This window comes from Bradyrhizobium sp. DOA9 (assembly GCF_000617845.2).
Taxonomy (GTDB): domain Bacteria; phylum Pseudomonadota; class Alphaproteobacteria; order Rhizobiales; family Xanthobacteraceae; genus Bradyrhizobium.
The window spans coordinates 5,866,554-5,887,615 of the sequence record NZ_DF820425.1 but is presented as its reverse complement, the minus strand read 5'-3'; the positions used below and the strand labels follow the sequence as shown (position 1 = coordinate 5,887,615).

The window sequence follows — 21,062 nt, the reverse complement described above, 5'->3', positions numbered from 1 at the left end:
TACGTCCAGCAACAACGTTCCGAAAGGAGACCACTTGCAGGGATCTTCTCCATCCAGTGTCAGATAGTAGAATGGAATGCTAGGAGCCATCGTATCTCCGTCCGTCGATCTGTTTGAGCGCTTGGACCAGGGAGTCTTTGCCTTCGTTCAGGTCCTGCACGAAGTCGTCGTGGCTGACCACGTCACTCCGCGCCAGAAAGTCCTGCAGCGATTTGATCGCCTTCTCCGCGGAAGTTTGATTGACAATCTCCGGAGCGGCCTTCTTCAATTCGTCAGCAAGCTTCCTCACGTCGTCAACGAGCTCTTTCCGCGGTGTCGCGAACGAACTGTCGGCGACGGGGGTCTGGAGACATAATTGGATCTTGCGTTCTATCCTGCGCCGGATCGCCCCGAGAGCTCCGAGATCGACGCCTCCCGATTGAACAACGCGCCCTACGAACATCAGCGAACCGAGTGTGCCCGCGGCCGCCTGGAATAGCGATTTCTTGTCGAGCTTGCCGGAACCAAAATAAAGGGAAAGCGCGACGATCACCGCGGTCGTCACGAGGCAGGGCAGCAATGCTGCATAGACGGACATGTAGTCCTGGCGCGCGGAATAGATGCAAAAGATCAGGCAAAGCAAGAGGAGGACTATGTTCATCCAGGACGCCAAGTTTTCGGCATTCTTTGCGGCGACGTTCGAGTTTATTAGGCCGAACAGGTCTATGGCGTTGACCGCGCCGGTGGCGCCTACCGCGATCAACAGCAGCAGGAGGAGCGGGCCGATGACCGTCCTCTCGGGTCGGTAGGGAAACCAGATGATCTCGTGAATACGGGTTTTATACACTTCAAAATAAGTCCCGCCTGCAATAGAGCACGAAGGTAGCGCAACTTGCACGCGAGTTCAACAAAAGCAAAGAGGCTCGCTTTCGCGAGCCTCTTCAAGTTGGATCGGCCGATTTGGCCGGACTCAGAAGTCCATGCCGCCCATGCCGCCGCCGGGGGGCATCGCCGGGCCGGCGCCGCCCTTCTTGGGCAGCTCGGCGACCATGGCTTCCGTGGTGATCAGGAGCGCGGCCACGGAGGCAGCGTTCTGGATCGCGGTGCGGACCACCTTGGTCGGGTCGATGATGCCCTTCTTGACGAGGTCGCCGTATTCGCCGGTCTGGGAGTCGAAGCCGTAGGCGTACGACTTGTTCTCCAGCACCTTGCCGACGATCACCGAGCCGTCTTCACCGGCGTTGATCGCGATCTGGCGAGCGGGGGCCGACAGCGCCTTGCGCACGATCTCGACGCCGGTCTTCTGGTCGTCGTTCTTGGTGCGCAGGCCCTTGAGCTGCTCGGAAGCACGGAGCAGGGCGACGCCGCCGCCCGGGACGATGCCTTCTTCCACAGCCGCGCGGGTCGCATGCATCGCGTCATCAACGCGATCCTTGCGCTCCTTCACCTCGACCTCGGTCGCGCCACCGACGCGGATCACCGCGACGCCGCCCGCGAGCTTGGCGAGACGCTCCTGGAGCTTCTCACGGTCGTAGTCCGAGGTGGTCTCCTCGATCTGCGCCTTGATCTGGGCCACGCGCGCCTCGATGTCGGCCTTCTTGCCGGCGCCGTTGACGATCGTGGTGTTCTCCTTGTCGATCATCACCTTCTTGGCGCGACCGAGCATGTTGAGCGTGACGTTCTCGAGCTTGATGCCCAGATCTTCCGAGATCGCCTGGCCGCCGGTCAGGATCGCGATGTCCTGCAGCATGGCCTTGCGGCGATCGCCGAAGCCCGGAGCCTTGACGGCCGCGACCTTCAGGCCGCCGCGCAGGCGGTTCACGACCAGGGTCGCAAGCGCCTCGCCTTCGACGTCCTCGGCGACGATGACCAGCGGCTTGCCGGTCTGCACCACGGCCTCGAGCAGCGGCAGCAGCTCGTTCAGCGAGGAGAGCTTCTTCTCGTTGATGAGGATGTAGACGTCATCCATCTCGACGCGCATCTTGTCGGCGTTGGTGACGAAGTAGGGCGAGATGTAGCCGCGGTCGAACTGCATGCCCTCGACCACGTCGAGCTCGGTCTCGAGCGACTTGGCTTCCTCGACGGTGATGACGCCCTCGTTGCCGACCTTCTTCATGGCGTCGGCGAGGAACTTGCCGATCTCGGCATCGCCGTTGGCCGAGATGGTGCCGACCTGGGCGATCTCGTCGTTCGAGGTGACCTTCTTCGAGTTCTTCTCGAGGTCGGCCACGACGGCTTCGACCGCGAGGTCGATACCGCGCTTGAGGTCCATCGGGTTCATGCCGGCGGCAACCGACTTGGCGCCTTCCTTCACGATCGCCTGGGCGAGCACGGTGGCGGTGGTGGTGCCGTCGCCGGCCGCGTCAGCGGACTTGGAGGCGACTTCGCGCACCATCTGCGCGCCCATGTTCTCGAACTTGTCGTCGAGCTCGATCTCCTTGGCGACGGTGACGCCGTCCTTGGTGATGCGGGGAGCGCCGAACGACTTGTCGAGCACGACGTTGCGGCCCTTCGGACCGAGCGTGACCTTCACCGCGTTGGCGAGGACGTCGACGCCGCGCAGCATCTTGTCGCGCGCTTCAACCGAGAATTTGACTTCTTTGGCTGCCATCTGGAGTTTTCCTTAGGTGGGTTTGACTGGAGGGAGGAGAGGGGCTCTTAAGCCGCCTTCTTCTTGGACTCGCTGACTTCGAGGACGCCCATCACGTCGCTCTCCTTCATGATCAGCAGGTCCTGGCCGTCGATCTTGACCTCGGTGCCGGACCACTTGCCGAACAGCACGCGGTCGCCGACCTTCAGGTCGATCGGGATCAGCTTGCCAGCTTCGTCGCGGCCACCGGGGCCAACGGCGACGACTTCGCCCTGGGAGGGCTTTTCCTTGGCAGTGTCGGGAATGATGATGCCGCCAGCGGTCTTCTCTTCGGCGTCGATGCGCTTGACCACGACGCGGTCGTGAAGCGGACGGAATTTCATGCAGTCCTCCTAAGCAATTGCTCGGGTTGAGGTTTTGAGATTGTTAGCAATCGTTGCCCGCGAGTGCTAGCACGGGCGACGCTGAAATAGGACAGGAAATTTGCGGAGGCAAGGGTTTGTAGCAGAAAAATTGGCAGCCGAAAGCGCGGACTGCCAGCAACCCCTTGCCATCGTTAACCAGCAGCCGGACCGTATTAGCACGGAGTCGCATCTGCTGCTAACGCATTGAATTTCAACAGCTTGTTAAACTTTTGGGCTTGAGATGGGTTGTCGGTTTGCGTCACATTTCTCGTCTGTGAGCGCATCGTTTCCGGGTGGCTCCCCCGGGGCACGGACAGGCCACCCCCGAATGCGCTCCTGCAAAGGAGGTTTGGCATGGGACTGCGCGTTGGGGGCGTTTCCGAGGACTTCCGGAAACAGGTGCTGGGTTACGGGCTGACGACGGCGCAAATTCTCTACCGGATGCCGGATCATCCCTCCCTGCTTCAGACCTATGTCTGGCAGAACTACGATATTTTTCCGAGATTCCCGGTGCTGAGCGATTTCCTGGCGTTCTGGCAGGAGAGGCTGGACGGCCCCCTCCATTCAGTCACGGTGGCGCATTCCAAGCTGATCAAGCCGACCGAGCTGCGCGCCGTTGATGGCGTATTTCGGCTGCATTGAGCAGAGGTCAGACGCCGCCGCGACAATAGCGCGTCCACATCGCGCGATAGGCCTCGTCCACCGCCTGCGCATATGAGACGGGGTTGCCCGCGGCTGCGGCGTTGATCCGCTCGGGCAGTTCGCGGCGCAATTCGTCGAGCTCGCCGATCTCCGCCGCACGGCTGGCCGCGATCTCCACATAGGCCTCCTCGCTGTCGGCGACCCAGTCCGGCAGGCCAAGCGCGGTGAGGATGGCGCCGGCCGCGCGGCCGGGCAGGCTGTTGCCGAGCTTCGCCACCACGGGCACGCCCATCTGCAGGGCTTCCCACGTGCTGACGCCGCCGTTCTGCGGGAACGGATCGAGGGCGATATCGACACGATTGAACGCTGCCAGATGCTCGTCCCGCAAGGTGGCGCCGAGCAGATCGATGCGTTCGGCCGGCAATCGGCAGGCCGCAAATCGCGCCAGCAGATTGTCCCGGACCAGTTGATCGTCGAGCGCAACGTCCTTGATCAGCAGCCGCGAGCCCGGCACCCGCTCGAGGATCCTGGACCAGACAGCCGCCGCCTCGTCCGAGATCTTGCTGATGCGGTTGAAGACACCGAACGTGACGAAGCCGTTCGAGAGCGCCGGCGTTGCGGCCCGCGCAATCCCGGCCGGCAGCGGCGCCAGCGTCACGAAGCACGGCAGGTCGACGACGGTCTCTGCAAACAGGTGCCGAACCTCGTGCGGAATCCCGACCGGATCCGAGAACAGATAGTCGATCGTCGGCAGCCCGGTGCCGGTGCCGTGGCCCCAGCCGTGCGCCTGGATCGGTGCCGGCTTGCGCGCAAAGACGCCAAGGCGGTTTCCTTTGGTATGGCCGGACAGATCGATCAGGATATCGATGCGATCGGCGCGAATCTGGGCGGCGAGGCGATCGTCGCTCCATTGCGAGGCGTCGCGCCAGCGATCGGCGATGGCTTGAAATTCGCGTGTCGTCGCGTCCACTTTCGATGAGCACGAATAGCACGCGATCTCGAACTTGGCCCGATCATGGTGTTGCAGGACGGGCTTGAAAATGAACGCAGCCGAATGCGCGTTGAAGTCCGACGAGACGTAGCCGAGCACGAGGCGGCGGTCCGGATCGCGGCTGTTGTCATGCGGTGCCGCCGCTTCCGAGGCGATCTTCGCGCCGATCCGCTCCCACCATACGCGTCGCGCCTGCTGATGCCGCTCGACGCTGGCGTCCGGCACGAAATCGAGCGTGAAGATCTTGCCGGAGATCGCGCTCTCGAGGCCGGGCCTGATGTCGAGGGCTCTGTCGAAACTGGCGAGGGCTTCGTCGACCCGGCCGAGCCCGGCAAGACAGAGGCCCAGCACCAGGTGAGCTTGATCGGAATCGGGCGCGATCGCGAGCGCTTTCTCGCAATCGGATAACGCCTCGGCCATCTGCCGGGTCTGGAGCAAGACATTGGCGCGCCAGAGCCATCCGTTCACGTCGTCAGGGGCCAGCGCAATGGCCCGGTTGCAATCCGCCATGGCCTCGTCAAACCGCTGCAGCTCCCGGAGTGCAACGGCGCGGTTCGCCAGCGCCGCCGCATAGTCGGGCTTGATCGCGAGCGCGCGGTTCAGGCTGGCGAGCGCCTCGTCGTAATTGCGCAGACGGCAAAGCGCGGAGCCGCGGCCGTTGTGGGCTTCGGCAAGGTTTCCGTCGATGGCGAGCGCCCGATCGTAGCTCTCGAGCGCTTCCTGGTGGCGATCAAGGGCTGCGCTCGCGTTCCCCAGGTTGGACAGGGCCAGGGCGTAGCTCGGCCGCAAGGCGAGAGCCTTGCGATAGCTATCGCGGGCCTCGGCGTGACGTTTCAGTCCGTTCAGCGCGACGCCCAGGCTCATGTGAGCTTCGGCCGATCGCGGATCCACGGCAACTGCCCGGCTCAGCAGGATTTCGGCCTGCTGATAATTCCCGGCATCGGACTCCAGGGCGCCTAGCATATGCAGCGCGATGAATTGATTGGGCGCGATCTGCAAGAGTTGGCGGTAGGCAACCTTGGCCTCGGGCAGGCGCCCCTTCTTGTGCAATTCGAGCGCTTGCCCGAGCAAGGGCAGCAGGTCGGCCTTTTGCCGTTTCTGAAGCCGGGCATTTTGAAATGCACGCTGACCGACATTGCTGCCCATGAATCATTCCCCCGGATGTCGCGGGCGAGACTAGTTCAGCGCGAGAACGAAGACGAGACGCGCCCCGCTCGCCACGCCAGCTTGGGGCAAGCTACGATCAATGCGGTGACCGCGTGACTGGCCTTGAGCTCCGCAATTGCTGCCTCGCCCGGGACTGGATAAGCTGACCTTCGGGCCACACCGGTGCGACGGGCGCGGCTCAGAACAGGGAGGCAGACAATGGCCAAGCAAAAGGCATCAAGGCCCGCATTGAAGACCGCGGTGAAGAAGCGGAGCGGCGCCAAGGCGGCGGCGCGATCCTCCGCACGCAAGGCTGTGAAGGCGAAGGCGCGCACCGCCGCGCCGAAGAAGCCCGCACGTCCGAAGCAGCGCATCGCCGTCAGCCATCACCGCGAGGAAGACTTCAAGGCCGATGGCCTGCGCGCCTATGCGAAGTACCGCGATCTCGGCATCGCCGAGGCGACCCATGGCCTTGCGCAGGCGCATGTGATCCGCTTGCAGGGCCCCTGCAACCCGGCCGAGGTCTCCAAGCTCCACTATCACGACGTCGAATTCCAGATGGTCTACGTGCTCAAGGGCTGGGTGAAGACCTATATGGACGGGCAGGGCGAGACCTTGATGAAGCAAGGCAGCGCCTGGACCCAGCCCCCGAAGATCCGGCACATGATCCTGGACTATTCGGACGACGTGGAGCTGCTGGAGGTGATCCTCCCCGCTGAGTTCAAGACGGTGGAGTTGAAGGCGTAGACTCTCTCCACGTCATTGCGAGGAGCTCTTGCGACGAAGCAATCCGGACTATCTCCGCGGATGCATTTCTGGATTGCTTCGCTTCGCTCGCGATGACGGTGGGGAGATATCTACGCCAGCACCCCCACGACCGCGCCCATCAGACACGTCGTCAGCGTCCCCGACACGATCGACTTCAGCCCCAGCGCGTTGATCTCCTCGCGCCGCTCCGGCGCCATCACGCCCAAGCCGCCGATCATGATGCCGAGGCTGGCGAAATTGGCGAAGCCGCACATCGCATAGAGCATGATCAGGCGCGAGCGCGGATCGAGCGTATCCGGCGGTAGCTTCGAGAAGTCGACATAGGCGATCAACTCGTTCAGCACGGTCTTGGTGCCCATCAGGCTGCCGGCAATGATCGCCTGGTCCCACGGCAGTCCCATCAGCCAGCACACCGGCGCCATGACGAGGCCGAGCAGCCGCTGCAGCGAAATCGCTGCGCCGCCGATCTGCGGGAGCAGGCCGAGGATTGCATTGAGGAGATAGACCAGCGCCACCAGCACCAGCAGCATCGCGACGATGTTGATCAAGAGCTCGATCCCCGCGCCGGTGCCTTTCACGATCGCGTCCATCGTGCTGGCGACCTCCATCCCGGGATCGCTCGCGACCCAGGGATCCTCCAGCGCGCCGCCGGTGCGCTTGTCGGAGGTTTCAGGGACCATGATCAGGCTGACCAGGATCGCCGCCGGCGCGCCCAGCACGGAGGCGATGACGAAATGCGCGGCTGCGTCGGGAATGAGCGGGGCCAGCAGCGTCGCATAGAGCACCAGCACGGTGCCGGCGATGCCGGCCATGCCGCCGGTCATCACCAGGAACAACTCGCTGCGCGTCATCTGTGCCAGATACGGCCGCACGAACAGCGGCGCCTCGACCATGCCGAGGAAGATGTTGGCGGCGGTCGAGAGCCCGACCGCGCCGCCGACGCCGAGCGTGCGCTCCAAGAGCCAGGCCATGCCGCGCACGATCGGCGGCAGCACGCGCCAGTAGAACAACAGCGTCGTCAGCACGCTCATGACCAGCACGATCGGCAGCGCCTGGAACGCCAGGATGAAGTCCGCGCCCGGCGCCTTCAGGTCGAAGGGCAGGGGTCCGCCGCCGACATAGCCGAACACGAAGGCGGAGCCGGCCCGCGAGGCCGCCGAGATCGCGCCGACCGCGTCGTTGATGGCACCGAAGGCATGGGCGACGACCGGCAGCTTCAACAGCACGAGGGCGGTGACGAAGGTCGCGGCGAGTCCGATCGCCGCCTGGCGCAGCGACACGGCGCGCCGATTCTCCGCCAGCGCGAAGGCGATCAACAGCAATGCGAAAATGCCGAGTGCCGATTGCAAGCGCAGCATGGTGTCCCCAAACCCTCAATGATTATGGCCGTGCCTGCGCTGCAAAGGCAATGCCGGGAGCAGCCGGAAACGCCACGGTGTTGACAAGCGGGGCCACCTCGGCCACGCGGGGGCCTTCGACATCGAGGGGAAAGAGCGGTCCGAGGGTGACCCGACAGGCGATGCCAGAGCAGTCAATATCCGGACATCCGCCGGTCAGCGCTCGCGCGCTTCTCGCCCACCGCGCCTTCCTGTTCTTCCTGCTCTCGCGCAGCCTGTCGCGCTTCTCCAGCCAGATCGCGGCGGTCGCGATCGGCTGGCAGATCTACGATCTCACCGGCTCGGCCTTTGACCTCGGCATGGTCGGCCTCGTCCAGTTCCTGCCCACCGCGCTTCTGGTGTTCGTCGCCGGCCACGCCGCCGACCGCTACGAGCGCAAGCGCGTGGTCCAGCTCTGCCAGCTGGTGGAGGCCGCGACCGCGCTCTATCTCGCGGCCATCACCTATCTCGGCGCGGTCAGCGAGGTGCAGCTCTTCATCGCGACCTTCCTGCTCGGGATCGCCGGCGCGTTCGAGAGCCCGACCACGGCGGCGCTGCTGCCGCTGATCGCGCCGCAGGGCTCGCTGCAGCGTGCCACCGCCGTCTCCAGTGGGGCGGCGCAGATTGCGACCATCACGGGACCTGCACTCGGCGGCATCGCCTATGCCGTTGCCCCGCACCTTGCCTATGCCGTGATGGTCCTGTTCTGGATCCTGGGGATGATCTTGACCGGCTTCATCCGGCCGCGACCGCAGGCGATCGCAAAGCAGGGGATGGACTCCGACAACATCTTCGCCGGCGTCCGCTTCATCCGCAGCAACCCGGCGATTCTCGGCACCATCTCGCTCGATCTGTTCGCCGTGCTGTTCGGCGGCGTCACGGCATTGCTGCCGATCTATGCCCGCGACATCCTCCAGACCGGCCCGGTCGGGCTCGGGGTGTTGCGCGCCGCGCCGGCCGTCGGCGCGCTGTTGATGACCATGGTGCTGGCGCGACACGCCATCTCCAGGCATGTGGGCCTGCGCATGTTCCAGGCCGTTATCGTGTTCGGCTTCGCCACCATCGTGTTCGCGCTGTCGTCCTGGATGTGGCTGTCGGTGCTGGCGCTCGCAGTCTTGGGTGCGGCCGACACGATCAGCGTCGTGATCCGCTTCTCGCTGGTGCAGCTGTCGACGCCCGACGAGATGCGCGGCCGCGTCGGCGCGGTGAATTTCCTGTTCATCAACGCCTCGAACCAACTCGGCCAGTTCGAGAGCGGAGTGGCAGCCGCGCTGCTCGGCGCCATGCCCGCCGCCGTGCTCGGCGGCGTCGCCACCGTCGCGGTGGCGCTCTTGTGGATGAAGCTGTTTCCCAGCCTGCGCAAGGTGGAGAGCCTGGAGTAGGGCACACTCTCTCCTCGTCATTGCGAGGAGCCCTTGCGACGAAGCAATCCAGAATCCCTCCGCCGAGGCAGCCTGGATTGCTTCGCTGCGCTCGCAATGACGAATGTGGAGGCAGTGCGGGATGTTAGCTCGCATCACCCCCGCAGCCCGGCAACAGTCGGCGGCTCCCGCCGCCTACTGTGCATGGAGTTGTTTTCGCGCTTTTTGTTCAGCCCCGCCCCACGAACGGCATCTTGGTTGCCATCACCGTCATGGTCAGCACATTGGCATCGAGCGGCAGGCCGGCCATGTAGGCCACGGCATCGCCGACCGCTTTCGCGTCCATGCGCGGCTCGTGCTTGGTGGTGCCGTCGGGCTGCAGCACGCCGGGGCCGTTGACCATGCGGTCGGTCATCGGGGTCGCGGCATTGCCGATGTCGACCTGGCCGACCGCGATGTCGTACATGCGGCCGTCGAGGTTGGAGGCCTTGGTGAGGCCGGTGATGGCGTGCTTGGTCGAGGTGTAGGCCGCCGAGAACGGCCGCGGCGCGTGCGCGGAGATCGAGCCGTTATTGATGATGCGGCCGCCGCGCGGGGTCTGGTCCTTCATGATGCGGAAGGCGTGCTGGGTGCACAGGAACGGGCCGGTGAGATTGGTGTTCACCACCGCCTGCCATTGCTCGAGGCTGAGATCCTCGAAGTTCACGGCCGGCGCGCCCATGCCGGCATTGTTGAAGAGCACGTCGAGACGGCCATAGGTCGCCTTCACCTTGTCGAACAGCGCGGCGATGGAGTCCGGCTTGGTCATGTCGGCGGTGACGCAGAGGCTCTTCCCGGCGGGACCGAGCTTGGCCGTCTCCTCGAGCATGTCGAGCCGGCGCCCTGCGAGCACTACGGTGAAGCCGGTGTTCATCAGCGCCAGCGACGCCGCGCGCCCGACGCCGGTGCCGGCGCCCGTCACCAATGCGATCTTTTTCGCTTCACTCATCGTTTCCTGCCTTTTCTCTTCTGTCAGGTTTTGGGTTCTTTGTCGTTCTTGTAGGGCGGGCGCGGAATGTTCTGATGGGCCGCGCGCAAGGCCGCCGACCAGCGTGAGCGAAGGTCGTGGAAATAAGGCTCGCCCGCCTCGATGCGATGGTTGAGATCGGCTTCGCAGGCGTCGGTGCGCACCACCAGCACGTCGATCGGCAGGCCGACGCCGAGGTTCGAGCGCATCGTCGAATCCATCGAGATCAGGCCGGTCTTCAGCGCCTCGTAGAGCTCGACGTCGTAATGCATGGCGCGGTCGAGCACCGGCTTGCCGTATTTGTGCTCGCCGATCTGCAGGTAGGGCGTGTCGGTGGTGCACTCGATGAAATTGCCGGCCGTGTAGACCATGAACAGGCGCATGCGCGCGCCCTTGATCTGGCCGCCGAACAGGAAGGAGACGTCGAAGGAGACGTCCTCGGATTTCAGTGCCGGCCCTTCGGTGGCATGCACCGCCCGGATCGCCCGGCCGATGCGCTGGGCGGCCTGGAACATGGTCGGCGCGTTCATCAGCGTCTCGATCTCGCCCGTGTTGGGGTCTTCGAGGCCCTCGGTCAGCGTCGACAGCACCGACTGGCTGATGGCGAGGTTGCCGGCGCTGGCGATCGCCATGATGCGCTCGCCGGGCTTGGAGAAGATGTGCAGCTTGCGGAAGGTCGAGACGTTGTCGAGGCCGGCATTGGTGCGGGTGTCGGCGATCATCACCAGACCGTCCCGAACCAGGATTCCGCAGCAATAGGTCATTTCCAGTCCCCGAACGCGTTTGCGCGGAATTACTAGCCAATTTCGGGGGCCGGTCCAACCCCCGATTGGGTCCGTCATTCCGGGGCGCGACGAAGTCGCGAGCCCGGAATCCATTCATCCACAAACTCTGCGGCCCAATGGATTCCGGGTTCGCGCTACGCGCGCCCCGGAATGACCGGTTGAGAGAGTAGCCTATTCGCCGGCATCCACCAGAAACGCCTCATCGACCGGCACGCCGAGCGCCGTGACCAGCCGGTTCGTTTCGGCGGCCATGCCGACGATGGCGAGCAGCTCGCCATATTCGGCCTCGGTCATGCCCTTGGCCCGCGCCGCGGCCGTGTGGGAGTGGATGCAATAGCTGCAGCCATGGGCGATCGACACCGCGACGTAGAGCATTTCCTTGACCTTGGGATCGAGCGCACCCGGGGCCATCACCTCCTTGATGCTCTCCCAGGTCCGCCGCAGCGTCTTCGGATCGTGCGCCAGCGCGCGCCAGAAATTGTTGACGAAGTCCGATTTCCGTAGCTTGCGGATATCGTCGAAAACGGCGCGCGCCTCCGCCGAGAGTTCATCATCCGAAAGCAGTTTCACAGTCGCCATGGCCTACCTCGCCGGTCTGATCCGATCGACGCAAGTGTAGCACGGCGATTGCGTTCGGCTGCCGGCTCCTAGCTCTGCCGCTGGGATTGTGATTGCGACTGCCCGCCGCGGCCGGCCTGTTCGACCTTCACGGCCACCGTCAGCGTTTCCGTGCCGCCGCCGTAGCGCGTGCCGCGCACCGGGGCCGCACCGAGATAGTCGAGCCCGATCGCGACGCGGACATGGGCATCGGTGACGCAGATGCTGTTGGCGGGATCGAAGCCGACCCAGCCGAGATCGGGCACGTAAGCCTCCGCCCAGGCGTGGCCGGCGTCCTGGTGCACGGTGTCGTCGGCGCGCAGGAAATGCCCGGAGACGAAGCGCGCCGGCACGCCGCCGGCGCGGGCGCAGGCAATGAAGATGTGGGCGTAATCCTGGCAGACTCCGCGCTTGAGCGTGAACGCCTCCGCCGCGGACGTGCCGGTGTTGGTGGGGTCCTCGTCGAACGTCATGTGGTCGGCAACCTCAGTCATCAGCGTGTGCAGGAAGCCGAGCGTGTCGCTCTCGGCCTCGCTGCGCAACTGGCGCGCGATGGCCGCCATCGCCGGATTGACGGAGGTGAGGTCGGTGGCGCGCAGGAACATGACCGGGGGGAAGCGCTCATCGCTGCCGCGCAGCACGCCGCCGGTGTCGTGGGTCTCGATCAGTCCCTCGGCAATGATCTGGATGTCGCCGACGGGCCCGCAGGACAACACGTGGGTGACGTTGCCGAACGCGTCCTCGTGCATGTCGAGCTTGGTGTCGGTGGAGACGTCGATCTGCCATTCCGCGACGTACTGCCCGTCATGGCTGCCCGGCGTCATGCGCAGGATCTGGATCACGCTGGTGGCCGGCGGCTCGTAGCGATAGGTCGTGGTGTGCTGGATTCGCAGGCGCATGGTGTTTCGATTCCGTCATTCCGGGGCGGTCCGCAGGACCGAACCCGGAATCTCGAGATTCCGGGTTCGCGCTGCGCGCGCCCCGGAATGACGAAGGCTGAGGTAGGTCCCTGTTCGACTAGATCAAATACTGCTTCGTGATGATTTCGCCCAGCCTGGAATTGTCCGCGATGAATTCCTGAATGAATTCATGGACGCCATGCTGGAAAATGTCGTTCATGTTGCTGTGTTCCAGCCGGTTGCGGATGCCGCGGGCGTGGCGCTGGGCCGGGCCCTGGCGGCCGTAGGCGACGCCGATCTGGTCGAGGTTGCGCACGAGGTTGCCGTAGCAGCTGGCGAGCGAGCGCGGCAGCGTGTCATTGAGGATCAGGAGGTCCGCGATCAGCCAGGGCTTCAGCGTCTCGCGATAGACCCAGTGATAGGCCGTCAGCGCCGAGACCGAGCGCAGGATCGAGCTCCACTGGTAGAAGTCGAGCGGGCCGCCGACATGCTCTTCCTCGGGCAGCAGCACGTGATACTTCACGTCGAGGATGCGCGCGGTGTTGTCGGCGCGTTCCAGATGCACGCCCATGCGCGAGAACCAATAGGCGTCGTTGCGCAGCATGGTCCGATAGGCCGAGCCGTCGAAGCGCAGCGAAGTCTCCTGCACGAAGCGCAGGAATTTTGCCAGATCCTCGCGCGTCGAGGTGCCCTTGCTCCAGACCGCCTGCAGCTCGATCCAGGCCGAATTGATGGTGTCCCACATCTCGCTGGTGAGCGCGGTGCGCACCGAGCGCGAGTTCAGCCGCGCCGCCTCGATGCAGTTTCGGATCGAGGAAGGGTTGTTTTGGGCGAACGAGAGATACTCGACGACGTTGTGCTCGTTGGCTTCCTCATAGGCCTGATAGAAGCTCGCGGCGACGCCGGCGGTCAGCAGCGCCGAATCCCATTCATTGGTCTTGCCGATATAGGCGGCGGGAAGCGCGGTGACGCGCAGCGTCGCATCGATGGTGCGCGCGAGATATTCGGCCCGTTCGACGTAGCGGGCGAGCCAGTAGAGGTTTTCGGCGGTGCGCGACAGCATCTCTCTACTCGTCCAAAATCCAGGTGTCCTTGGTGCCGCCGCCCTGGCTCGAGTTCACCACCAGGGAGCCTTCCTTGAGCGCGACGCGGGTGAGCCCGCCCGGCACGATGGTCGTGCTCTTGCTGCCCGTGAGCACGAAGGGGCGAAGATCGACGTGGCGCGGCGCGAGGCCCGATGCGGTGCAGGTCGGGCAGGTCGACAGCGCCAGCGTCGGCTGGGCGATGAAGCCTTCCGGCTCGCGCTTGAGCTTGTCGCGGAACGCTTCGATCGTGGCCTTGGTCGCGGCGGGGCCGATCAGCATGCCGTAGCCGCCGGAGCCGTGCACTTCCTTGACGACGAGCTCGCTCAGATTGTCCAGCACATAGGCGAGGTCCTTCGGCTCGCGGCAGCGCCAGGTCGGCACGTTCTTCAGGATCGGCTCCTCGCCCAGATAGAATTTCACGATGTCGGGCATGTAGGAGTAGATCGCCTTGTCGTCGGCGATGCCGGTGCCGACGGCGTTGGCGAGCGTGATGTTGCCGGCCGCATAGGCCGACATCAGCCCGGGCACGCCGAGCACGGAATCGGGACGGAAGGTGAGGGGATCGAGGAAGTCGTCGTCGACGCGGCGATAGATCACGTCGACCCGCTTCAGCCCTTCCGTCGTCCGCATGAACACTTCGTTGTTCTTGACCACGAGGTCGCGGCCCTCGACCAGCTCGATGCCGAGCTTGTCGGCGAGGAAGGAGTGCTCGTAATAGGCGGAGTTGTAGACGCCCGGGGTGAGCAGGGCCACCGTCGGCTCGCCGGAGGCGCCTTGCGGCGCGACCGAGCGGAGCGCCGAGAGCAGCTCGTCCGGATAGCGCTCGACCGGCGCCACCCTGTGGCGGGCGAACAGATCCGGAAACAGCCGCATCATGATCTCGCGGTTTTCCAGCATGTAGGACACGCCCGACGGCGTGCGGGCGTTGTCCTCCAGCACGATGAAGTCCTCGGCGTCGACCCGGACGATGTCGATGCCGGCGATGTGCACGTAGACGTCGTGCGGCACCTCTTGGCCGTTCATCTCGGGACGGAACACCGGGTTCTGGAAGATCAGATCGGCGGGCACGATGTCGGCGCGGAGGATGTCGCGGCCGTGATAGATGTCGCGCAGGAACATGTTGAGTGCGCGCACGCGCTGCTTCAGGCCCTTCTCCAGGACGGCCCATTCCTTGGCGGACATGATCCGCGGAATCACATCGAAGGGGATCAGACGCTCGGTGGACTCGGAATCGCCGTAGACCGCAAAGGTGATGCCGATCCGGCGGAACAGAAGCTCGGCCTCCTGACGGCGATATTCGAGCGCCTCGGGAGGCGTCTCCTTGAGCCAGCGCGCCAGCTCCTGATAGGCGGGGCGAAGGTCCCCGCCGGGAATGTTCATTTCGTCAAACGCGACTGCCATAGATCCCGACTCGTCCCCCCAGGCGCTGCGACATGAGCCAGGTCGCGTCGGCCTTGATGAGACCGCAACGTCCTGTGGCCATGCGTCAACAGTGCATGACTTTCATGTGGTAGCAAGGGCCGGGCCAGCGCGATAAGCAGGGAGAAGGGGCATTTGCCGCCGATGGCCGGTGGCGTGCCTGAAAAAATGGCTGAAGACTGCTTATTTCAGAAGCAAAACCGCGTGACTTCAACGCGTTACCTCGGCAAAGTCGGCGTCACAGGTGAGGGACTTAAGGCATGAGCGAGATCGTCACGGCGGGCATTCTGGTCATTGGAGACGAAATCCTGTCCGGCCGGACCAAGGACAAGAACATCGGCTTCATCGCCGAATACCTGACCAATATCGGCATCGACCTGAAGGAGGTGCGAGTCGTCTCCGACGACGAGCCCGACATCATCGCAGCACTGGATGCACTGCGGCATCGCTACACCTACGTCTTCACCACGGGCGGCATCGGGCCGACCCATGACGACATTACCGCCGATGCCGTCGCCAAGGCGTTCGGCGTCGGCATCGATCATCACCCTGAGGTGGTCGCCCGCTTCCGCGAGCGCTGGAGCGAGCAGGACCTCAACGAGGCCCGCCTGCGCATGGCCCGCATCCCCGACGGTGCCGAGCTGATCCAGAGCGCGACCATCCTCGCTCCCGGCTTCAAGATCGGCAATGTCATCGTCATGGCCGGCGTGCCCTCGATCATGCAGGCGATGATGGACATCGTCGCGCCCAAGCTGAAATCGGGCGTGCGCATGCTGTCGGACTCGGTTCGCGCCAATGCACGCGAGGGCGACATCGGCGGCCCGCTGCGGGCGATCGCCGCCGCCCATCCCGACACCATCATCGGCAGTTATCCCTTCATGGACGAGGAGCAGAAGCCCAACACCAACCTGGTGGTGCGCTCGCGCGATCCGGAGAAGCTCGCGGCGGCAATGGCCGCGGTGAAGGAAATGCTGGCGGGATTGAACATCAACCGCTAGAGCATGATCCGGAAAAATGTGAAGCGGTTTTCCGAAAAGATCATGCTCAAACAACAACCTAAAGCGCGATGACGATTCATCCCAATCGCATCGCGCTTGAGCAGGGAATTGCCGGACGAGATTGCAGGAGACAGGCGATGGCTGGTGAAGCACCGGAACTGAGTGCGCAGGAGCGGGCAGGCAAGGCTTTCCCGGTCTCGTGGGACCAGTTCCACCGGGATTGCCGAGCGCTGACCTGGCGTCTCAACGAGGTCGGTCCGTTCCATGCGGTGATCGCGATCACCCGCGGCGGCCTGGTGCCCGCCGCGATCGTGGCGCGCGAGCTAGGGGTGCGCGTGATCGATACGGTCTGCATCGCCAGCTACGACCACAACAAGCAGGGCGACCTCCAGGTGCTCAAGGGGATTTCCGAGGCGGCGATGAATCTCGGCGGCGGCACCGGCAAGGGCCTGTTGATCGTCGACGACCTCGTCGACACCGGCAAGACCGGCAGGATGGTGCGCGAGATGCTACCCGATGCGCATTTCGCGACCGTCTACGCCAAGCCGATGGGACGTCCGCTGGTCGACACCTTCATCACGGAGGTGTCGCAGGACACCTGGATCTTCTTCCCCTGGGACACCGCGCTGTCCTACCACCCGCCGCTGCGCGACGGCGCGGCGTGACGGACACCGTCATTGCGAGCGAAGCGAAGCAATCCAGAAATGCATCCGCGGAGGCGGTCTGGATTGCTTCGTCGCGAAGGGCTCCTCGCAATGACGGGTTGAGACACCGATGCCCCTGCAAAACCGCGTCACCCCGACCGGCGACATCATCGCCACGCCGCATCGCGGCCTGTTCACCGGCAATCGCGGCATCATCCACGATCCCGCCACCAAGACGCTGCTGAAGAAGCGCTGGTCGACGCCGGCCTGGATCACCTGCCTGTGCGAATTCCGCGGCTGGCGGCGGCCGGTGATGGCGCGGCGCAGCTGGACCGAGCTGTTCTTCCTCGACGAGGCCACCGCCTTCGCGGCAGGACACCGGCCCTGCTTCTTCTGCCGGCGCGACGACGCCAAGCGGTTTCGCGCAGCGTGGGAGAAGGGCAATGGTGCGAGCGGCATCAGCGCCAAGGCGATGGATGCCATCCTGCATCGCGAGCGTCTCGATCGCGGCAGGAAACGGCTGCATGAATTGCCGATGCCGCTCGCGCAATTGCCCGACGGCGCGATGGTGCAGCGGGGCGAAGACAGCTTTCTGGCGATGCAGGGACAGACGCTGCTGTGGTCGCCGGCGGGCTACACGTCGCATGCACGCGTGGTCGATCGGGCGATGCTGTTGACGCCGCCTTCCACGCTGCGCGCGATCATGGCCGGCTACCGGCCCGTGTTGCATCCGACGGCGGCGGGCTGAAGCACTGAGGTCTCGTGATCAACCCAGCCTCTCGCGCGCCAGCGCCGCGCCGGCGCCGAGCGCCATCAGCTTGGCTTCGGCGATCTCGCGCCGCATCGGCGCCATGCCGCAATTGGTGGTGGCGACGATGTTGCTCTTCGGCACGAATTGCGACACGGCGTCGATCACCTTCACGACGTCTTCGGCCGTCTCCACGGTGTCGCTGGCGACGTCGATCACGCCGGCCTGCACGATCTTGTTCTTGAGCAACGCGAGCAGGTCGAGCGGCACCTTGGAATTGCGGCACTCGATCGCGACCTGCTGGATCGGGCTCGCGTCGATCGCCGGGAAGATCTGCTCGTATTGCCGCCACTGGCTGCCGAGCGTCTCCTTCCAGTCGGTGTTGGCCTTGATGCCGTAGCCGTAGCAGATGTGCACGGCGGTGGCGCAGGTGAGGCCCTCTGCGGCGCGCTCCAGCGCCTTGATGCCCCAATCGTTGACCTCGTCCATGTAGACGTTGAAGGCGGGCTCGTCGAACTGCACGAGATCGACGCCGTCGGCCTGCAAGGCCTTGGCTTCCTCGTTCAAGAGCTCGGCGAAGGCAAAGGCCATCTTGACGCGGTCGCCATAATAGCGGTCCGCAATGGTGTCGATGATGGTCATCGGGCCGGGCAGTGTGAATTTCACCTGTTTCTTCGTATGCGTGCGAGCGACGCGCGCCTCGAACTCATGGATGCGGCCCTTCAGCCGGAGCGGGGCGACCACCTGCGGCACCATCGCCTTGTAGCGGTCTTTCCGGATTCCCATCTCGACCTTGTGGGCGAAATCGATGCCCTCGATCTTCTCCAGGAAGCCGTGCACGAAATGCTGCCGCGCCTGCTCGCCTTCGGTGACGATGTCGATGCCGGCGTCCTCCTGGATCTTCAGCCAGATCAGCGTCGCGTCGCGCTTGGCGCGGAGCAATTCGTCGCCTTCGGACTTCCAGGGCGCCCAGAGCATGTTGGGCTCGGCGAGCCATTCCGGCTTCGGCAAGGAGCCGGCGATCGTGGTTGGAAACAGCATGGCGGCCCTCCCGGCAGGTTGGTTGCGCCCCTTCCTGCCATGTCCTAACGTCGAGGTACAGAACAACGAAAGTCGCTCTTCATTCCAGCAGCGGCGACAGGGAAGGGCCGAGGCAAGGCCCAAAGGAAAAGCCAAGGGACAGGTCATGATCGACCTCTATTACGCGCCGACGCCGAACGGCTGGAAAATCTCGATCATGCTGGAGGAACTCGGGCTTCCCTATCAGGTGATCCCCGTGAATATCCGCGCCGGCGAGCAGTTCAATCCTGAGTTCCTCGCGATCTCGCCGAACAACCGCATTCCCGCGATCGTCGATCATGATCCCGCTGATGGCGGCGCGCCGTTCTCGGCGTTCGAGACCGGTGCGATCCTGATCTATCTCGCGGAGAAGACCGGCCGCTTCCTGCCTGCCGATTTGCGCGGCCGCTCCACCACGATCCAGTGGGTGATGTGGCAGATGGCTGGCCTCGGCCCGATGCTCGGCCAGCACGGCCATTTCGCGCTCTATGCGGCCGAGAAGATCCCTTACGCCATCGAGCGCTATCGCGACGAGGCGGCGCGGCTCTACGGCGTGCTCGATCGCCAATTGGCCAGGACCGGCGCCTATGTCGCCGGCGACTATTCCATTGCCGACATCGCCTGCTTCCCCTGGACCATGACCCACAAGGCGCAGGGCTTTACGCTCGACGACTATCCCAATGTGAAACGCTGGTACGCCGAGGTCCGCGCAAGGCCGCAGGTGCAGGCGGGGCTCGCGATCGGAAAGTTCGTGAAGGAGCCGTTCGACGAGGAATCACGCAAGATCATGTTCGGCCAGCGTGCGAAGGAAGTGTTGGGAAAGAGATGAGCTTCGCTCTCTCCGCGTCGTTGCGAGCGAAGCGAAGCAATCCAGACTGGTTCCGCGGAAAGACTCTGGATTGCTTCGCTTCGCTCGCAATGACGGGGGAGAGATCGAGAGAAACAAGACACAAAGGACCCCCCATGATCGAATTCTTCTTCGACTGCTCCAGCCCCTGGACCTATCTCGCCTTCCACAACATCCAGCCGCTCGCGAAAGAGCTCGGCGCCCAAATCGTGTGGCGGCCGATCCTGGTCGGCGGCATCTTCAACACCGTCAATCCGAGCGTCTACGCGCAGCGCGAGAAGCCGGTGCCGCTGAAGGCGCGCTACATGAAGAAGGACCTCGCCGACTGGGCGCGCTCGGCGGGTCTTGCCATCAAGATGCCGCCGACGGTGTTTCCCGTGAACAGCGTCAAGGCGATGCGCGGTTGCATCTGGCTCGGTCGGGACATGGTGCCGTTCGCAACCGCTGTGTTCGAGACCTATTGGGGCGAGGACAAGGACATCTCGCAGGACGCGGTGCTGGCTGAAATCTGCAAGAAGGTAGGCATCGACGAGCAGAAGTTCTTCGCCGGCATTGCCGAGCAGGGCATCAAGGACCAGCTCAAGGCCAATACCGAGGAGGTCGTGGCGCGCGGCGGCTTCGGTTCGCCGACGATCTTCGTGAACAAGACCGACATGTATTTCGGCAATGACCGCCTGCCGCTGATCCGCGAAGCGCTCGCGCGTGCCAAGGCGAGCGCGGCCTGATGGTGCGCGCCGTCGTCTGCCGCGAGCTCGGCGCGCCCGAGCGTTTGCGGCTGGAAGAATTTCCGTCGCGCGCGCTGAAGCCGGGCGAGGTCCGCATCGCCATCCGCGCCGCCGGGCTGAACTTTCCCGACGTGCTGATGGCCGCCGGCGAATACCAGCTCAAGCCGGAGCTGCCGTTCACGCCGGGCATGGAAGCGGCCGGCGACGTCATCGAGGTGGGGCCGCAGGCAAGCGGCTTTGCCGTCGGCGACAAGGTCATCGTCAAGATGCGCTTTGGTGCCTTCACGGATGAAGCGGTGGTGACGCCGTCGCAGCTCACCCCGATGCCGTCCACCTTCGACTATGCGGAGGCTGCGACCTATCTCGCCGGCCATGGCACCGCTTATCATGCGTTGATCGATCGCGGCCGGGTCGCGCCGGGCGAGGTGCTGCTGGTCCATGGCGCCGGCGGCGGCGTCGGCCTTGCCGCCGTCGAGATCGGCAAGATGCTGGGTGCGACGGTGATTGCGACCGCCTCCAGCGACGAGAAGCTCGCGATCGCGAAATCGCGCGGCGCCGATCATCTCGTCCGCTACGACCGTGAACCGTTTCGCGATGCCGTCAAGCGCATCACCGACGGACGCGGCGCCGACGTCGTGTTCGATCCCGTCGGTGGCCAGGTCTTCGAGGACTCGATGCGCTGCATCGCCTGGGGCGCGCGGCTGCTGGTGATCGGCTTCACCGGCGGCATCGGCTCGGCCAGGACCAATCTGTTGCTGATAAAGGGCGCCAGTGTGCTCGGCGTCCGCGCCGGTGAAGCGGTGCGCAAGAATCCCGCGCTCGGCGAGATCCGCCTGAAGGCGCTGTTGCAATGGGCGGAGCAGGGCAAGCTGCGCCCCAATATCTCGCACCGCCTGCCGCTGGAGGACTATGCCAAGGCGATGCGGCTGTTGATCGAGCGCAAGGCGATCGGGCGCGTGGCGCTGGTGATGGAGTGACGGTGCCGTAGGGTGG

The 21,062-nt window shown here is 64.5% G+C and carries 21 protein-coding genes; 9 read left to right on the top strand and 12 right to left on the bottom strand.

Annotated features, from left to right (window positions below; translation table 11 throughout):
- Positions 1-79: 79 nt before the first annotated feature.
- From BDOA9_RS27745 to BDOA9_RS27735, 3 genes are all read right to left on the bottom strand, one after another.
- Complete coding sequence (locus BDOA9_RS27745) at positions 80-826, bottom strand: hypothetical protein (protein WP_025037207.1); 747 nt, start codon at positions 824-826, stop codon at positions 80-82.
- Between the two features lie 123 nt (positions 827-949).
- Positions 950-2,590: a chaperonin GroEL gene (groL, locus tag BDOA9_RS27740; RefSeq protein WP_025037206.1), complete on the bottom strand. Its 1,641-nt coding sequence runs from the start codon at positions 2,588-2,590 to the stop codon at positions 950-952.
- A gap of 47 nt (positions 2,591-2,637) precedes the next feature.
- Positions 2,638-2,952 (bottom strand): co-chaperone GroES, encoded by a 315-nt coding sequence (locus tag BDOA9_RS27735; protein ID WP_025037205.1) that lies wholly within the window; start codon positions 2,950-2,952, stop codon positions 2,638-2,640.
- A gap of 375 nt (positions 2,953-3,327) precedes the next feature.
- Between BDOA9_RS27735 and BDOA9_RS27730 the strand changes: the two genes are divergently transcribed.
- Positions 3,328-3,615: an usg protein gene (locus BDOA9_RS27730; RefSeq protein WP_025037204.1), complete on the top strand. Its 288-nt coding sequence runs from the start codon at positions 3,328-3,330 to the stop codon at positions 3,613-3,615.
- Positions 3,616-3,622: 7 nt separating this feature from the next.
- Here the strand turns inward: BDOA9_RS27730 and BDOA9_RS27725 are convergent, their stop codons facing one another.
- On the bottom strand, positions 3,623-5,752 hold the full coding sequence (locus BDOA9_RS27725) for an O-linked N-acetylglucosamine transferase, SPINDLY family protein (RefSeq protein ID WP_025037203.1): 2,130 nt from the start codon (positions 5,750-5,752) through the stop codon (positions 3,623-3,625).
- A 219-nt stretch (positions 5,753-5,971) separates the two neighbouring features.
- Here BDOA9_RS27725 and BDOA9_RS27720 point away from each other — a divergent pair, with 219 nt between their 5' ends.
- Positions 5,972-6,499: a cupin domain-containing protein gene (locus tag BDOA9_RS27720; protein WP_025037202.1), complete on the top strand. Its 528-nt coding sequence runs from the start codon at positions 5,972-5,974 to the stop codon at positions 6,497-6,499.
- A 110-nt stretch (positions 6,500-6,609) separates the two neighbouring features.
- Here BDOA9_RS27720 and BDOA9_RS27715 read toward each other — a convergent pair whose 3' ends face one another.
- Positions 6,610-7,878: a NupC/NupG family nucleoside CNT transporter gene (locus BDOA9_RS27715; protein WP_025037201.1), complete on the bottom strand. Its 1,269-nt coding sequence runs from the start codon at positions 7,876-7,878 to the stop codon at positions 6,610-6,612.
- Between the two features lie 161 nt (positions 7,879-8,039).
- Here BDOA9_RS27715 and BDOA9_RS27710 point away from each other — a divergent pair, with 161 nt between their 5' ends.
- A complete protein-coding gene (locus tag BDOA9_RS27710) occupies positions 8,040-9,278 on the top strand; it encodes an MFS transporter (RefSeq protein ID WP_042336794.1) in 1,239 nt (412 codons plus the stop codon).
- Positions 9,279-9,486: 208 nt separating this feature from the next.
- Here BDOA9_RS27710 and BDOA9_RS27705 read toward each other — a convergent pair whose 3' ends face one another.
- From BDOA9_RS27705 to BDOA9_RS27680, 6 genes are all read right to left on the bottom strand, one after another.
- On the bottom strand, positions 9,487-10,245 hold the full coding sequence (locus BDOA9_RS27705) for an SDR family oxidoreductase (RefSeq protein ID WP_025037199.1): 759 nt from the start codon (positions 10,243-10,245) through the stop codon (positions 9,487-9,489).
- 23 nt (positions 10,246-10,268) lie between these two features.
- Positions 10,269-11,027, bottom strand: a complete 759-nt coding sequence (locus BDOA9_RS27700; protein WP_025037198.1) for a proteasome-type protease — start codon at positions 11,025-11,027, stop codon at positions 10,269-10,271.
- Between the two features lie 192 nt (positions 11,028-11,219).
- Positions 11,220-11,627 (bottom strand): carboxymuconolactone decarboxylase family protein, encoded by a 408-nt coding sequence (locus BDOA9_RS27695; RefSeq protein ID WP_025037197.1) that lies wholly within the window; start codon positions 11,625-11,627, stop codon positions 11,220-11,222.
- 68 nt (positions 11,628-11,695) lie between these two features.
- Positions 11,696-12,544, bottom strand: coding sequence for a transglutaminase family protein (locus BDOA9_RS27690; protein WP_025037196.1), 849 nt, complete (start codon positions 12,542-12,544; stop codon positions 11,696-11,698).
- Between the two features lie 118 nt (positions 12,545-12,662).
- Entirely contained in the window at positions 12,663-13,607 is a 945-nt protein-coding gene (locus BDOA9_RS27685) for an alpha-E domain-containing protein (protein WP_025037195.1), read from the bottom strand.
- 4 nt (positions 13,608-13,611) lie between these two features.
- Positions 13,612-15,030, bottom strand: a complete 1,419-nt coding sequence (locus BDOA9_RS27680) for a circularly permuted type 2 ATP-grasp protein (protein WP_025037194.1) — start codon at positions 15,028-15,030, stop codon at positions 13,612-13,614.
- 278 nt (positions 15,031-15,308) lie between these two features.
- On the opposite strand from BDOA9_RS27680, the gene BDOA9_RS27675 reads away from it, so the two are divergent.
- From BDOA9_RS27675 to BDOA9_RS27665, 3 genes are all read left to right on the top strand, one after another.
- Positions 15,309-16,046, top strand: a complete 738-nt coding sequence (locus BDOA9_RS27675) for a competence/damage-inducible protein A (RefSeq protein WP_025037193.1) — start codon at positions 15,309-15,311, stop codon at positions 16,044-16,046.
- 137 nt (positions 16,047-16,183) lie between these two features.
- Complete coding sequence (gpt, locus tag BDOA9_RS27670) at positions 16,184-16,711, top strand: xanthine phosphoribosyltransferase (RefSeq protein ID WP_025037192.1); 528 nt, start codon at positions 16,184-16,186, stop codon at positions 16,709-16,711.
- Positions 16,712-16,820: 109 nt separating this feature from the next.
- Positions 16,821-17,438 (top strand): hypothetical protein, encoded by a 618-nt coding sequence (locus BDOA9_RS27665; RefSeq protein WP_025037191.1) that lies wholly within the window; start codon positions 16,821-16,823, stop codon positions 17,436-17,438.
- A gap of 18 nt (positions 17,439-17,456) precedes the next feature.
- Here BDOA9_RS27665 and BDOA9_RS27660 read toward each other — a convergent pair whose 3' ends face one another.
- Positions 17,457-18,479 carry a methionine synthase gene (locus tag BDOA9_RS27660; protein WP_025037190.1) on the bottom strand — a complete coding sequence of 341 codons (1,023 nt, stop codon included), beginning with the start codon at positions 18,477-18,479 and terminating at the stop codon, positions 17,457-17,459.
- 145 nt (positions 18,480-18,624) lie between these two features.
- Between BDOA9_RS27660 and BDOA9_RS27655 the strand changes: the two genes are divergently transcribed.
- The 3 genes from BDOA9_RS27655 (at position 18,625) to BDOA9_RS27645 (ending at position 21,046) form a co-directional block, all read left to right on the top strand.
- Entirely contained in the window at positions 18,625-19,326 is a 702-nt protein-coding gene (locus BDOA9_RS27655; RefSeq protein WP_025037189.1) for a glutathione S-transferase N-terminal domain-containing protein, read from the top strand.
- Between the two features lie 134 nt (positions 19,327-19,460).
- Positions 19,461-20,069, top strand: coding sequence for a 2-hydroxychromene-2-carboxylate isomerase (locus BDOA9_RS27650; protein ID WP_025037188.1), 609 nt, complete (start codon positions 19,461-19,463; stop codon positions 20,067-20,069).
- The gene (locus tag BDOA9_RS27645) at positions 20,069-21,046 is read left to right on the top strand and encodes an NADPH:quinone oxidoreductase family protein (RefSeq protein ID WP_025037187.1); all 978 of its coding nucleotides are present in this window, start codon (positions 20,069-20,071) and stop codon (positions 21,044-21,046) included. Before BDOA9_RS27650 ends, BDOA9_RS27645 begins: the two co-directional genes overlap by 1 nt.
- Positions 21,047-21,062: the final 16 nt, after the last annotated feature.

What these genes read in the sequence shown, in the direction of transcription:
- BDOA9_RS27680 (WP_025037194.1), bottom strand. Translation starts at nt 15,030, where the DNA reads ATGGCAGTCGCGTTTGACGAAATGAACATTCCCGGCGGGGACCTTCGC.
- BDOA9_RS27660 (WP_025037190.1), bottom strand. Translation starts at nt 18,479, where the DNA reads ATGCTGTTTCCAACCACGATCGCCGGCTCCTTGCCGAAGCCGGAATGG.
- gpt (WP_025037192.1), top strand. Translation starts at nt 16,184, where the DNA reads ATGGCTGGTGAAGCACCGGAACTGAGTGCGCAGGAGCGGGCAGGCAAG.
- BDOA9_RS27730 (WP_025037204.1), top strand. Translation starts at nt 3,328, where the DNA reads ATGGGACTGCGCGTTGGGGGCGTTTCCGAGGACTTCCGGAAACAGGTG.
- groL (WP_025037206.1), bottom strand. Translation starts at nt 2,590, where the DNA reads ATGGCAGCCAAAGAAGTCAAATTCTCGGTTGAAGCGCGCGACAAGATG.
- BDOA9_RS27725 (WP_025037203.1), bottom strand. Translation starts at nt 5,752, where the DNA reads ATGGGCAGCAATGTCGGTCAGCGTGCATTTCAAAATGCCCGGCTTCAG.
- BDOA9_RS27735 (WP_025037205.1), bottom strand. Translation starts at nt 2,952, where the DNA reads ATGAAATTCCGTCCGCTTCACGACCGCGTCGTGGTCAAGCGCATCGAC.
- BDOA9_RS27685 (WP_025037195.1), bottom strand. Translation starts at nt 13,607, where the DNA reads ATGCTGTCGCGCACCGCCGAAAACCTCTACTGGCTCGCCCGCTACGTC.
- BDOA9_RS27690 (WP_025037196.1), bottom strand. Translation starts at nt 12,544, where the DNA reads ATGCGCCTGCGAATCCAGCACACCACGACCTATCGCTACGAGCCGCCG.
- BDOA9_RS27675 (WP_025037193.1), top strand. Translation starts at nt 15,309, where the DNA reads ATGAGCGAGATCGTCACGGCGGGCATTCTGGTCATTGGAGACGAAATC.
- BDOA9_RS27715 (WP_025037201.1), bottom strand. Translation starts at nt 7,878, where the DNA reads ATGCTGCGCTTGCAATCGGCACTCGGCATTTTCGCATTGCTGTTGATC.
- BDOA9_RS27700 (WP_025037198.1), bottom strand. Translation starts at nt 11,027, where the DNA reads ATGACCTATTGCTGCGGAATCCTGGTTCGGGACGGTCTGGTGATGATC.
- BDOA9_RS27705 (WP_025037199.1), bottom strand. Translation starts at nt 10,245, where the DNA reads ATGAGTGAAGCGAAAAAGATCGCATTGGTGACGGGCGCCGGCACCGGC.
- BDOA9_RS27655 (WP_025037189.1), top strand. Translation starts at nt 18,625, where the DNA reads ATGATCGACCTCTATTACGCGCCGACGCCGAACGGCTGGAAAATCTCG.
- BDOA9_RS27720 (WP_025037202.1), top strand. Translation starts at nt 5,972, where the DNA reads ATGGCCAAGCAAAAGGCATCAAGGCCCGCATTGAAGACCGCGGTGAAG.
- BDOA9_RS27650 (WP_025037188.1), top strand. Translation starts at nt 19,461, where the DNA reads ATGATCGAATTCTTCTTCGACTGCTCCAGCCCCTGGACCTATCTCGCC.
- BDOA9_RS27665 (WP_025037191.1), top strand. Translation starts at nt 16,821, where the DNA reads ATGCCCCTGCAAAACCGCGTCACCCCGACCGGCGACATCATCGCCACG.
- BDOA9_RS27645 (WP_025037187.1), top strand. Translation starts at nt 20,069, where the DNA reads ATGGTGCGCGCCGTCGTCTGCCGCGAGCTCGGCGCGCCCGAGCGTTTG.
- BDOA9_RS27710 (WP_042336794.1), top strand. Translation starts at nt 8,040, where the DNA reads ATGCCAGAGCAGTCAATATCCGGACATCCGCCGGTCAGCGCTCGCGCG.
- BDOA9_RS27695 (WP_025037197.1), bottom strand. Translation starts at nt 11,627, where the DNA reads ATGGCGACTGTGAAACTGCTTTCGGATGATGAACTCTCGGCGGAGGCG.